The sequence below is a fragment of the Pirellulales bacterium genome, assembly GCA_036267355.1.
In the GTDB taxonomy this organism is placed as follows: domain Bacteria; phylum Planctomycetota; class Planctomycetia; order Pirellulales; family DATAWG01; genus DATAWG01.
Genome location: DATAWG010000103.1, coordinates 1 through 12,907 on the forward strand (window position 1 = coordinate 1; position 12,907 = coordinate 12,907).

9 protein-coding genes are annotated in these 12,907 nt (G+C 59.8%); 4 read left to right on the forward strand and 5 right to left on the reverse strand.

Annotation, left to right across the window (positions count from 1 at the left end; translation table 11 throughout):
- The first annotated feature begins 185 nt into the window (after positions 1-185).
- Complete coding sequence (locus VHX65_16360; GenBank protein ID HEX4000128.1) at positions 186-1,655, forward strand: Nramp family divalent metal transporter; 1,470 nt, start codon at positions 186-188, stop codon at positions 1,653-1,655.
- 87 nt (positions 1,656-1,742) lie between these two features.
- Here the strand turns inward: VHX65_16360 and VHX65_16365 are convergent, their stop codons facing one another.
- Genes VHX65_16365 through VHX65_16380 form a run of 4 tightly spaced genes read right to left on the reverse strand, consistent with a single transcriptional unit; the run spans position 1,743 to position 6,759 of the window.
- A complete protein-coding gene (locus VHX65_16365; GenBank protein ID HEX4000129.1) occupies positions 1,743-2,999 on the reverse strand; it encodes a hypothetical protein in 1,257 nt (418 codons plus the stop codon).
- Position 3,000: 1 nt separating this feature from the next.
- Positions 3,001-4,614 carry an MBOAT family O-acyltransferase gene (locus VHX65_16370; protein ID HEX4000130.1) on the reverse strand — a complete coding sequence of 538 codons (1,614 nt, stop codon included), beginning with the start codon at positions 4,612-4,614 and terminating at the stop codon, positions 3,001-3,003.
- Positions 4,615-4,621: 7 nt separating this feature from the next.
- Positions 4,622-5,635, reverse strand: coding sequence for an SUMF1/EgtB/PvdO family nonheme iron enzyme (locus VHX65_16375; GenBank protein HEX4000131.1), 1,014 nt, complete (start codon positions 5,633-5,635; stop codon positions 4,622-4,624).
- Positions 5,636-5,640: 5 nt separating this feature from the next.
- Positions 5,641-6,759: a hypothetical protein gene (locus VHX65_16380; protein HEX4000132.1), complete on the reverse strand. Its 1,119-nt coding sequence runs from the start codon at positions 6,757-6,759 to the stop codon at positions 5,641-5,643.
- A 404-nt stretch (positions 6,760-7,163) separates the two neighbouring features.
- Here VHX65_16380 and VHX65_16385 point away from each other — a divergent pair, with 404 nt between their 5' ends.
- Positions 7,164-8,918 carry a glycoside hydrolase family 2 TIM barrel-domain containing protein gene (locus tag VHX65_16385; GenBank protein ID HEX4000133.1) on the forward strand — a complete coding sequence of 585 codons (1,755 nt, stop codon included), beginning with the start codon at positions 7,164-7,166 and terminating at the stop codon, positions 8,916-8,918.
- Between the two features lie 176 nt (positions 8,919-9,094).
- Positions 9,095-9,562, forward strand: coding sequence for a hypothetical protein (locus VHX65_16390; GenBank protein HEX4000134.1), 468 nt, complete (start codon positions 9,095-9,097; stop codon positions 9,560-9,562).
- A gap of 87 nt (positions 9,563-9,649) precedes the next feature.
- On the opposite strand, the gene VHX65_16395 is transcribed toward VHX65_16390, so the two are convergent.
- A complete protein-coding gene (locus VHX65_16395; protein HEX4000135.1) occupies positions 9,650-10,858 on the reverse strand; it encodes a hypothetical protein in 1,209 nt (402 codons plus the stop codon).
- A 352-nt stretch (positions 10,859-11,210) separates the two neighbouring features.
- Between VHX65_16395 and VHX65_16400 the strand changes: the two genes are divergently transcribed.
- Positions 11,211-12,907, forward strand: a 1,697-nt coding sequence (locus tag VHX65_16400) for a hypothetical protein (protein HEX4000136.1), incomplete at its 3' end; no start/stop codon positions are given.

The following is a 12,907-nucleotide window of genomic DNA, read 5'->3' on the forward strand; positions in this document are numbered from 1 at the left end:
TTGCCACTTCGCCTCCGTTGGTGGGGCGTGTTCACGCACGGTCGGGGCGTTGGTCGGGTGAAACGCGCTCGCATCTGCCGCGAGCGAGAATCCGGCGTGACCGAATGATGCCGCTCTGCTAATTTGGATCTTGCCAGGGTCGCGGTTTGATTCAGTTGCCGTGGCTCACTTGTATCGCCGCTACTATGATCCGCTCTAGCGATCCTAATTCGGAATCCGATCCAGCGGCCGGCTCTGGGGCCGGCTCCGGCGGCGCCGCGGGCGGCGCGGCGGGGTCGGTCGCGGATCGTACTGGCCCCGACGTTCATTCGCGGTCGCTTGGCGAGCTGCATTCTTCGGTGGCCGTGCCGTCCGAAAAGGCGGGGTTTTGGCGGCAATATCGGGCGTTTTTCGGGCCGGCGCTTTTGGTGAGCGTCGGCTATATGGATCCCGGCAATTGGAGCACCGATCTCGGGGCCGGGGCCGTCTATAAATATGCCCTGCTGTGGGTCGTGGGGCTGGCCAGCGGGATGGCGATCCTTCTGCAGGTCTGTTCGTCGCGGTTGGGAGTCGTGATGGGCAAGGATTTGGCGCAGGCTTGCCGCGATCATTATCCGGCCTGGACACGTTGGCCGAACTGGATTTTCTGCGAGTTGGCGATCGCCGCCTGCGATCTGGCCGAGGTGCTGGGCAGCGCCGTGGCTCTGAATCTGTTGTTTCACATCCCTTTGCCGTGGGCGGTGGCGATGACGGCGTTCGACGTGTTGTTGCTGCTCGCGCTGCAGGGATTCGGCATGCGGATGATTGAAGCGGTGATCGTCGTGTTGATCGGAACGATCGCGGTTTGCTACTACCTCGAAATTTTCGTGCTGCCGCAGACGGCCCCCAGTTTTCTGGAAATGGGCCGCGCCATGCTGTCGCCCAGCTTGCGAAACGAAGACATGCGCTATCTGGCGATCGGAATCATCGGCGCCACGGTGATGCCGCACAATCTCTATCTGCACTCGGCCTTGGTTCAGTCGCGACAATTGCAGTCGAACGATTCGTCGATTCGGCGTGCGATCAAGTTCAACACGCTCGATTCGGTGGTGGCGCTGACGGTGGCGTTTCTTGTAAACGCCGCGATCTTGGTTTTGGCGGCGATGGTGTTCTACGGCCACGACGCGAAGACTCTCGTCGCCGGAACGAACATCGACGAAGGGGATTGGATTCGCATCGCCTATCAGACGCTTTCGCCGCTCTTAGGCGCCGCCGCGGCCAGCGTGTTATTCGCGGTCGCCCTGTTCGCCAGCGGCCAAAGCAGCACGATCACCGGCACGCTGGCCGGCCAAGTGGTGATGGAAGGCTTCATGCACTGGCGAATTCGCCCCTGGCTGCGGCGGCTGATCACGCGGTCGCTTGCGGTTTGTCCCGCGGTCGTGATCGTCATCCTGCGGCCGCAAGCCAAGATCAACGACTTGCTGAACCTCAGCCAGGCGTTTTTGGCGCTGCAACTTCCGCTGGCGATGTTTCCCTTGATGCACTTCACCAGCAGCCGCAAACATATGGGCAAATACCGCATCGGCTGGTTTCTGCTGTCGGCCGGCTGGATCTGCTGCGTGCTGATTACGGTGCTCGACCTATACGGCTTGCCCGGCACGGTTCGCGAAGCGTGGAAAGTGGTGTCGGGAAATTGAGGACCGTTTCGGGCGGGGCCGTGCGTTGGACCACCGGCTCCGCAGGCCGCGCACCGGTTCGCGCAAACAAGCATTCCGCCGTCTCGATCAGCGTTCGAGCGCCCACGCTCGCAATTCAGCCGTTTCTAGCAATCGGGATGCGAGCAGCCGGTAGCCCTGCGTGAGCGGATGGCTGGCGTCGGCGTAGAGTTCGCTGGGAAGCGCATCGGGGACAACGGCTGCGACATGGTTCTCCGCCAGCCAGGAGACGATCGTCTTCTGCCAGTTGCGAAACGTCGGCCGTTGCTCGGCGGGAATCATGTGCTCGTTGAACGGACCGAGGATCACGAGTACGTCGTCGTTGCGGCTTTTCAAGATGCGAACGACGCGCTGGAATGCCTGCCATTGCAGCGAGTCTGGCGGTTCGACCCACTCGAACGGCGAGGGTTCGGCGCCGCCCGTGTTCCAGGGCTTGTGTCGGGCGCTGGTGGGGCCGCGCTGCGGATCGTTCGCCGGCTCGCCCGGCAAGCCGGCCGCCAAGGGCGCCAATGGATTGCGCCATGCGTTGACATACTTTGGCGGTTCGCTGCCGTCTTCTTCGAGGGTCCAATCGGCGATGCTTTTTTGATCGTAGTAGGCGGTTTGAAGATGGTTGGCCCAAGCGAAGAATGCGACATGGTTTTCGATCGCCGCGCTCAGCCGCGTTTCGGCGCCGGCCTTGTAGCACGGAATGCGCGGGTAAAATTGCGGAACCAGCCGCGAGTGATTGAACGCTTCTTCCTTTTGCGTGCTCAGATCGGCCTTGGGGCTCGTCATCCAGAGCAGATTGCAATGGACGATCACACGCCGGTTTCGCAATGCATCGCCGTAGTGTTCGATCAGTCCTTCCAGCGCCAAGGGAAAAAGTCCGTTGATGCCGCAATTGACGAAGCGATCGGAGCGGCTCGACTGCGCGTCGAGGAAATGCGAGAGCGTGCCGTCGGGGCGGACGTATTCGCCCCAGACGACCGAATCGCCGAGAATCGGAATCCGGGCGGCGCCGGCCGTTTGCTCCAGCCGCCGCTCGTAGAGCCAATAGTCGTCGCTCAACGCATAGGGCAGCCGGTAGTCGGCGTCGGCGTTCAGCGGTTCGAATCGCTGCCAGAGCCGCGGCGCCGCGACCACGGCAATAACCACGGTGGCCAGTGTTGCCAGCCATTCGCGAGCATTCAGCCGCATTTCGTTGACGCCGAACGGCGGCTGGCGCGGCGCGACGAGTGCCGCGAGCGCGTTTGGCGCTGAGTCTGCCGGCGCCGCGCCACCGAAAGCCGAGTTGCGGCTGGAAGTGCCGCGGTCGTTGCCAGACAAGGTCGAGTCGGTCGTCATTTCAAAACTGAAAGTAGATGAATGCCTGGCCGCCCGTGGAGCAAAGCCCGAGGTACAGCAACATGCTCGCCGCCAGCGCCACGCGAACGGGCGAATAGGCCAGCAGGTTGCGCACCCGCGATTCATAAAGCCATTGATAGAGCCACACCAGCGCGATCATGGCGACCATCAGGGCCGGGATCTGCGGGCTGGCCCACGCGCTGCCGAAAATCCGCCGCACGATGAGCGTTGCATCGGAGAGCGACGACGCCCGAAAGAAGATCCACGCGAAACACACGTACAAAAACACCCACGCTTGCTTGACCAGCAGCGGAACTCTTTGGCGGTAGAAGGGCGACCGCTCCAATTCGCGAGTCAGCATGATTCCCGCCGCATGGAGCAAGCCCCAAATGGCGAATGTCCATGCCGAGCCGTGCCAAATGCCCGACACGAGGAACACAATCAGCAGGTTGCGGTACGTGATTGCCGCTCCGCTCCGATTTCCACCGAGCGGGATGTAAACGTAGTCGCGGAACCACGTGGAAAGGCTGATATGCCAGCGCTGCCAAAACTCGGCGAGGCCCGACGCAAGATAAGGATTATTGAAATTCAGCACCAGATGGAAGCCGAGCATTCGGGCGATGCCACGGGCCATGTCGGTGTAGCCGCTGAAATCGAAGAAGATTTGCCAAGCAAAGGCCACCGTCGCGAGAACCAACTGCGTCGCGCCGAAGTTTGCCGGATTGTCGTACACCCGGTCGACCAACAGGGCCAAGTAATTTGCCAGCGCGACTTTCTTGAACAGCCCGACGAGAAACAGCGAAGCCCCGTCGGTCAGGTCTTCGAGCCGAAACGCCGGCGCCCGCTGAAACTGCGGCAACATCTGCTTGGCGCGCTCGATGGGGCCGGCCATCAGTTGCGGAAAGAAGCACACGAATGTCGCGAAGCGGAGGAAATTGCGCTCGCGGGGAATTTTTCCCAGGTAGAAGTCGATCGTGTAGCTCATCGATTGAAACGTGAAGAACGAGATGCCGACCGGCAATATGTATTCCCAGCCATGCGGCATCAACGTCGACGGATCGGCGAATTGAAATGAACTGTGCAACCAGATCAGCACTTGGTTCAGATTCTCGACCGCGAATCGGGCGTATTTGAAAAACAGCAGTAGCGCCAAGTTGTTGACAATGCTGATCAGCAGCCAAACGCGGCGGTTTTCGAGCCATGCTCCGGCCGCCATCAGACCCACCAGCGCACACGATGCGAGCAGCGTCGGCCGTAGCGACGGCGGCCCGAATGCGGCGGCGGCCGCCAGCGATGCGCTGAGCAGGAGCGAAATGGCAAACGCGATCTTCAGCAGCCGGTCGCTTGGTCCCCGAAGAAATCGAGCGAGCCGCCCTGCTTGTTGTGGCGGCGGCGGACAGCGGTCCAGCGGACAGCGGTCCATCAAAGTCACCAGCAGATAATCGAGCGCCGTCGAATAGATCACCAGCAGCAGGTAGTAGGGATTCCACCAGCCGTAGAAGAAATATGAGGCGGCCAGCAGCCAGGGGATCCAAAGCGGCGTTCGGCGCAGTGCGGAAAACACCGGCAGCACGACCAGCATGAATACCAGGAATGGCCAGGTGTGAAACAGCATTCGCCGGTTACTTCGCCGCTGCCGCGAGTTCGGCCAGTTCCGTCGCGCTTGCCCGCCGCACGCAACGAAAGCCGCAATAGTCGGTGGCAAAACAGGCGTCGGTATTGCCGGTGCGCTCGCCTTGCCGATACGTGACACGGCAGGCTTCCGGGCCCGATTTCCAATTGCCGCCGCGCATCACGCGCTTCACGTCCTTGCCTGGATCGGGCGGCCCCTTGGGATCGAGATGCGGACTGGTTTTGTAGTAGTTCGGATCGTAAACATCCTCGCACCATTCCGACACATTGCCATCCATGTCGTAAAGGCCCCAAGCGTTGGGCCGTTTCTGGCCGACCGGGTGCGTTTTGCGATCGCTGTTGTCGGCATACCAGGCGAATTGGCGGAGTTTATCCGGCGAACCGAAATCGAACGGCGCTCGCGAGCCGGCCCGAGCCGCATATTCCCATTCGGCTTCGGTCGGCAGACGATAGCCATTGGCCGAGTCGTCGCAATTCCACTCCGGCGTTTTTTCGTTGTAGCAAGGCGTGAGCCCTTCCAATCGCGAGCGCTCGTTGCAATATGCCTTGGCCTCGCGCCAGCGCACTCGCTCGACGGGGCCCCGGGGGTCCTCCTGCCAATGCGAAGGGTCGGGCAATTGGACGGCGGCGAACATTTCGTGCGTCACTTCATATTTGTCGATCAGAAATGGGCTGACGGCAACTTGATGCGGCGGAGCTTCATCGTCGTTGCCGTCGCTCGTGCCCATCGTGAATTCTCCGCCCGGCAAAGACACCATCTCGATTCCCGCCTTCGTAACCACGGGCCGACCGTCGCCGGCCGACGCGGATCCGCCGCTGCCCGCCCGCTGCTGACAACCGCCAAGCAGCGCAACGAACACCGCCGCTACATACGCAGCGCCTTTCGGCATTTTGGGCGCCACTGCCGGCTTCTCCAGCAGTGCCGCGGCCAAGCCGGTTGCACACGGCCGAAAGAGCCAAAAAACATACACGCATTGTCGGACCCGCCTGCGGTTCAGGCTCATGGCATTTACTCCTTGCCACGCGCTTTCGTCGTGAACCACATCGGTTCCTTATTGCTCGCGCCGTCGCTCGTTAGTTGGACCAGTTCGGCAGGCGTCGCCTTGTCGAGATCCAATATCCCCACATGTTCTGCGGGAACGGCAAAGATGTTCCAGTCTTTCGCATAGACGCCGATGATTTCGCATGCGGCCTGGAACGTTCCGCCTTTGCTCAGATCCCCTTCGCCATCCGGGCCGCGGCTGAAGGCGACATATCGGCCGTCGGGCGACCAGGCGATGTGATAAATCTTGTTCTTTTCGTCGCGGATGTGAAGTTGCCATTTGCCGACGGCCGGATGATCCGACTCGGTGTCGAGCAACGCCGTGTTCAGATCATGATCGCTCGAACCCCATGCAATATGCTTGCCGTCGGGGCTGACCGAGGGGCGGCAACCTGGAATCTTGAGATTGATAATCTGGTTTCCATCGGCTTCGATGGCGAGAATCGCATGGCTAAAGCCCATTCCGCCATGCACGGTGGACACGATCCATTTGCCGTTCGGCGCGAAACGCGGGTGGTAAAGATGCCGCAGATGGGCGCTGTTCGGATGCGGCTCGATTTTGCCGGTGGCGAGGTGATAAAACATCATCCCCTTCGTGTAATAATCGATCACGTCGAATTTCGGATATTCCTGCGGCAAATAGCCGATCACCTTGCCATCCGGCCGCCAGAACGGCTCGCGAGCATGATCGGCGATCTTGTGCCGGTCTTTCCCGTCGACATTCATGATCCACAGACTGCGAACCGCATCGCGGCCTTCGCCCGAATCGACCGTGTAGCAAATCTGTGTGCCGTCGGGAGAGACTTGCGGATAATGTTCGTTGACGTGCGGCGTGTTTGTCAGATCGATTTTGCCCGAACCATCGGCATTCATCACGAAGATATCGGAATTGCCATCGACATAAGCCTCCCAGGCAATCTTCAGCGGTTCGGCTTTCAATCGCTGGCGCAACGAGAGCGGTTCGTCGGCGCGGCCGATCGCAGCAATGAAAATCGCCATCGTTGCGAACACGCCGATTCGCAGGCCAATGGTCCGGCCCCGGCAAACTCGCGCTAGCACAACCGACGCGGCAGAAGCGAAGAACATGGTTTTATCCTTGTGCGAAGCGATCGGCGACAAAGCGAACCGCGGACAACGCCACGATCGGCAATCCAACGGCAAGCCGAACGGCGACAGGTCATTGTAGCGAGCGCCGCTTGCCGGCGAAACATGCTCGATCCGTCGGGCCGCGCGAGCCGCGCCGTGCCGCATGATGCCCCCAGAAGGTGGCCATACACCCTGATCGCGAATGCTGGAATTCGGCTCCGCGCGGTGGTACAAGAGATGCTTCCCATCCGCGCCTGAATTCTGTCGATCGACATCGGCCAATACGCGATCAACCATTGTGCGCGAGAATCATTGTGCGGCGAGAATCATTGTGCGGCGAATCATTGTGCGGCGAGAACGGTTTCACCGGGTCGCAGCCGTGCGCCCCTCGAAAGGAAGTTGTCATGCGACGTCTGACCATGCAGCTAATTGCAACACTCTTTTGGTTGTCGGCGGCGACTGCTCGGGCCGACGACTGGAAGCCTGCCGCTGCGCCGCTCATGACGCGCTGGGCCAAGGATGTGTCGCCGCAAAACGCCCTGCCCGAATATCCTCGTCCGCAAATGGTTCGAAAGGATTGGCTGAGCTTGAACGGCCTGTGGGATATCAAGTTGGTCGACGACGCGAACGTCGAAGCAGCCGACACCAAGATTCTCGTTCCGTTTCCGATCGAATCGGCTCTGTCGGGCGTGATGAAGCATAGCGACCACATGACGTATCGCCGCAGCTTCGACGTGCCGGCGGCCTGGCATGGCCGGCATGTGCTGTTGCATTTCGGCGCGGTGGATTGGGAAGCGACCGTATTGCTCAACGGCATGAAGCTCGGCACGCACCGCGGCGGCTACGACGGGTTTTCGTTCGACATCACGGCCGCGCTCAAGCCGGCCGGTCCGCAGGAGATTATCGTCGAAGTGTTCGACCCGACCGACAAAGGAAGCCAGCCGCGCGGCAAACAGGTAATTCATCCGGGCGGAATCATGTACACGCCCACTTCCGGCATTTGGCAAACCGTATGGCTCGAGCCAGTCGCGGAAAAACACATTGTATCGCTCGGCCTCGTGCCCGACGTCGACGGCGGCGCGCTTGATTTGACGCTGGGGATGAGCGTACCCGAGGATCTCACGGTCGAGGCCATCGCGAGCGACAGAGGCAAGCAAGTTAGCCGAGTCACCGGCCCGAGCGGCACAAAGCTCAAGCTAGCGGTTCCCAATGCGAAGCTGTGGACGCCCGACTCGCCGCATTTATACGACCTGCGCATTTCGCTGAAATCGGGCGGGCAGACGGTCGACGAAGTGACCAGTTATTTCGGCATGCGCAAGATCGCGATCGGCAAAGACCAGCGGGGCGTCGCGCGGATGATGCTCAACGGCAAGTTCGTATTTCAGGTCGGCCCGCTGGACCAAGGTTTTTGGCCCGACGGAATCTACACCGCGCCGACCGACGAGGCCTTGCGCTGGGACATCGAAATGATGAAAAAACTCGGCTTTAACTGCGCCCGAAAGCACGTCAAAGTCGAGCCGGATCGCTGGTATTACTGGTGCGACAAGCTGGGACTATTGGTCTGGCAAGACATGCCCGCGGGCGACAACAAAACCCCCGATTCGAAAAAGCAATTCGAAGTCGAGCTTCGGCGCTTGATCGCAGGACGCCGCGATCATCCGGCAATCATTATGTGGGTCGTTTTCAACGAGGGTTGGGGCCAGCACGACACCGAACACCTGGTCAATCTGGTGAAGGAACTCGATCCGAGCCGCTTGGTCGATAATGCCAGCGGCTGGACCGACAAGCACTGTGGCGACGTCGTGGATATGCACAATTATCCCGGCCCGGGTTCGCCGAAGCCGGAAGAAAATCGCGCCGCCGTGCTCGGCGAGTTCGGTGGTCTCGGGCTTCCCGTCGACGGCCACACCTGGAGCAAGAAAACGTGGGGCTATAAAGGCACCCAAAATATCGACGACCTGACGCGCGGCTACGAAAAGCTGCTCACCAAGGCGTGGGCCCTGAAAGACGATCCCGGCCTGTCGGCTTGCATCTACACCCAGTTGACCGACGTCGAAACCGAGTGCAATGGTCTGCTGACCTACGATCGGGAGATCAACAAAGTGATTCCGGATCGCGCGGCCGCGGTGGATTCCGGCCACTTACTCCGGCTCCGGTGATCAAAGAAGTGAGCCCGACCGGCAGTTGCCTCATTTGCGCCAGCGGCGTCGTTTGCCCGCAAAATGCCGCTTGCCGCGTGCGTCATGCGGCCGCCCGGTTCGTCATTGACGCGGCGCTTGCGTCACGGCAAATGCGCCGATTCGCATCAATCCGCATCGCGCCGGACGATTCGCCGATGAGCGATGACGAAATGACGCGAATGACGAACTCGCTTCGGGGGCCAACGCCGCCTAAACCGATTCAACCGGTCGAACTGATGATCTCCCCCAAGGGCGAAACGAAGTCTTCACCCCCCAAGAACGCGCGCGTTCTCCGCAACGAGTTTCGAAGCGAGCGCAGCGAAAGAATGCGAAAAACCTCGAACAAAACGGGTCTTTTCTCTCCGGTTCGCACCGCTCTGCGTCAGCATGCATCAATGGCCGAGGCGGGGATCGAACCCAACGGCGATTTCGATGCAACCGGCAATCTACCTTGTGGTTGCGTGATTTGCGAGGAGTGCCGCGCTGCACGGGCGCTGCGTTTTGCGCGCTCTAACTGGCCCGATCTGGCATCGCTCGACGTTGATTTGCAAAGTGTCCATGCTGTGTGGGATGGCCTGCCTGTCGCGATTCGGAATGCTGTGCTCGCTTTGATTAGGTCGTAGGGGAAGGCGTTTATGTGGGTTGCTCACGGTTGGGAACCGTAGGCGCGTTTCCAAATAACATCCCCACTCGGCTGGCTGCGTTTCAGTTCAGACCTGGAATAGCACGACTTGGTAATCCACGCGGACGCGCCATGCCTGCCCCTGACGGATGGGCTCATCCACGCGGGCGTAGTGCATCCGGCGGTGGCACGTCGGGCAGAGGATGATGAGGTATTCCGGCCCCAGGCATTCCGGCGGCGGGCTCTTGGACAAGTGAAACAGGTGGTGGGCTTCGCAATATCGCTGCCCATTGCGCATCACGAAGCCGGGGGATTCACAGAGCTGGCAGGTACTCCCGCGCGTGCGTTTGACGTACCGCGTAATGGCGCTCGGGCGCTCATACAGCTTCAATATCCGTTGGACCCGCTGGAGCGTTTCGGGAGTTTTCGGCCGCCCCGAGCGCTGCAAGTCGCGGAGTTCTCGGCGAAGCTCCTGTCCGGTCGTCGTGTCGGCTGGCGGACCCGTCGGACGGTCGCCCGCTGGGACCGACGCCGAGATCGTGGCTTGCTGCTTGAAGTAGCCCCGGACGTTGAAGAAGGCCCGGTAACGTGAATGGGCGGCGGCAGCCTCCTTCGAGAGCGTCTCGGCGTGCAGGGCATCGCCGAAGAAGACGCGATAGAGGGTGCGATCCTCGCTGTCACGCTCGTGGAGCCGACGCTCCCTAAGAAACGAATACCAGGTGAACGTCACGCGGTTGTCGGCGGCCGTTGTGGCGACCACGCAATCCTGGCCGGATAGTAGGCCGACTGCTTGCGATGCCTGGATGCCGCTGACGTTCAGGTCGTAAAAAGCCCCAAGGCCGAACAGGCGTTCGTGAGGTCTGTTCTTACAGTTGTTGAAGTACACGACACGGTCAGGAGCGGCAGAGTCGTCCGGGGCGTCGATAGTCTCGGGGTCTTCGCTGACCTCCGGTCCGGACGGGGCGGTGTCCTCTGGCGGCAACTCGCATCGAACATCCTTCAGGCGCCGCCGGGCGACCGTGAGTTGACCAGGCTCGAACAACTCACGCCAGGGGTTTCGTAGCACGAGGTACTCGACGCTGAGCTTCAAGGCGTCCGGCCCGTAGGAAAAAAGCTTAGCGAACCCTTGCGAGGGGTTTCCGGAAGCAAGAAGTTGATCCGCGGCGGCCTTGCCGCCGATATCCACCACCATCCGAAGGAAATCGCCAGGGACGTATGGAGGCTTTAGCTGCCGGGCCGCATCGTAGATGCCCAGCATGGCCTTATGAAACTGCATAAGCAGGCGCTCGCGGTCCACGGCCGCCCCCTTCGTCGGTTGCTTCCTCGTGCCATTCAACCGCTCACTATATCTCGGCAACTTTGCCGAGCCTAGTGGCGAGGCCCAGGTCATGTCTGCCTCGTTGCGACGGCAATAGACGGTTTGACACACCAAAGTCGAATCGAGATATCCGGTTGATTAGCTTAGGCACTCACGGATCGAACCCAACGGCGACTTCGACGCAATCGACCATTTTCCTTGCAGTCGCGTGAATTGCGAAGAAGGTCGCGCTGCGCGGGGCGCCGCTAGGGCGCGCGTACTCGCGTCCTTTGCCGCAAGTCGCTAAAATGACCCCATTCGATCTTCGTTCTGAAACGGGGGTGCGTCGGAAATGGCAGACCCAGATAAGGCTCGCGAAGAACTGCGAGTAATCATCGACGAGTTCAAAGACTTCTGCGACGCAAACGGGTCGATCTCGGAGGCCGACACTCGGGCGAAGGTCATTACCCGCGTCTTGACCAATGTGCTGTACTGGCTCGAGAAAGATCTTGATCGGGAAGACCACACCGAAGCTGGCCGGATGGACTATCGGCTGAAGGTGCTCGGCAAGCCTCACGTCGTCGTCGAAGCAAAGCGTGAGGGTATCGTGTTCACGATTCCCGTGGATGGATCGCGAAAGACCTACATCATCGGCGCATCATTGTCGTCGGATAAGCCGACCAAAGAGGCGATTGATCAGGTACGAGCGTACTGCGATGAGGAAAGTATCCGTTACGCAATCGCGACCAATGGCCATAGCTGGATCGTATTTCGTGCAGTCCGCGATGACAGCGTTGGCTGGCGAAAGGGGCACGCACGGGTATTCCCAAGTCTCCAGTCGATCTACGACAATTTCACTGAGTTTTGGAATCTGCTCTCGTATCAGCAGATCGCCGGTGGCTCGCTCAATACCGAATTCTCGACGACTCTCAAGGCGTCGCGTGAACTGCACCGCGTCGTTTCATTGCTGAACAATGCAAATCTTCCACTTCGGAGGAACAAATATAACACCGACCTCCAGCCGCTGATTCGATTGATCTTTGAGGACATCGCAGAACAGAACGAACTGGATATTCTCCAGCGACGCTACATACATACTGGAACGCTCAAGTCGGTCGCCAATGACCTCAACATGATTATTACGGAGGCGATTCCTACGTTTCTCACTGATGACGGTGCGAAGCCTGTTGGAGCCGACCATGATCGCGGTGGCTTCTTGCGCTCTATAAAGGACGCTGTAGCGATCACCAGAGGAGAGCTGTTCCTGCTCCTCGGCGGCATCGGCTCTGGCAAATCGACGTTCCTGAAACGCTACCAAAAGACTATCGGGAAAGCACTTCTCGACGAGAAGTCGTTATGGTTCGTCGTCGATTTCATTCGTCCGCCGGATGAATCGATGATAGAGCACTTCGTGTGGAGCAAGGTTCTCGACGACCTCCGATCGCGATACAAGGACCACGAATGCGAAAAGACGAAATACATCAAGGAGGTGTTTGCTGACGACATTGCCGCGTTGGAACTGAACGTGCTTTCTGGCTTCAAGGAAGGGACGCGCAAATACGAGACAGAGCTTTCCAAATACCGTCGCGAGTGGACTTCCGACCTGTCTCGCTATGTCCCGAAGCTCGTGCAGGCGACATGCAAACGTCTCGGCTTGAAGCCTGTTCTCTTCATTGACAATGTCGACCAACTCTCGCCAGATTACCAAACAAAGGTTTTCCTGCTCGCCCAACTCGTTACGGGGGCCATGAGTTCCATTTCGGTCGTGGCATTGCGTGAGGAATCCTATTATACAGCGAATATGCGTCGCACGTTCAATGCATATTCCACGCGGCGGTTCCACATTGCTTCTCCGCTGTTCAAACCGATGATCGCGAACCGCATCGAGTACGCGCTCAAGAGACTAGACCTTAATCAAGCGAGTTTTCCGAGGTTTTGTGGGCTGGTGTCCGACGGGGGTAGCGGCGCAGCACCACCAGGCAAGCGCTCGATGGCGTCGCGGTGGCGATTTCGGGTTGGCTGTTGCAATGAAGTTGGTTTGCTTTCTTG

Bases quoted from the DNA above. Each gene is read 5' to 3' on its own strand.
- VHX65_16360 (HEX4000128.1), top strand. From the start codon at position 186: ATGATCCGCTCTAGCGATCCTAATTCGGAATCCGATCCAGCGGCCGGC.
- VHX65_16365 (HEX4000129.1), bottom strand. From the start codon at position 2,999: ATGACGACCGACTCGACCTTGTCTGGCAACGACCGCGGCACTTCCAGC.
- VHX65_16370 (HEX4000130.1), bottom strand. From the start codon at position 4,614: ATGCTGTTTCACACCTGGCCATTCCTGGTATTCATGCTGGTCGTGCTG.
- VHX65_16375 (HEX4000131.1), bottom strand. From the start codon at position 5,635: ATGAGCCTGAACCGCAGGCGGGTCCGACAATGCGTGTATGTTTTTTGG.
- VHX65_16380 (HEX4000132.1), bottom strand. From the start codon at position 6,759: ATGTTCTTCGCTTCTGCCGCGTCGGTTGTGCTAGCGCGAGTTTGCCGG.
- VHX65_16385 (HEX4000133.1), top strand. From the start codon at position 7,164: ATGCGACGTCTGACCATGCAGCTAATTGCAACACTCTTTTGGTTGTCG.
- VHX65_16390 (HEX4000134.1), top strand. From the start codon at position 9,095: ATGAGCGATGACGAAATGACGCGAATGACGAACTCGCTTCGGGGGCCA.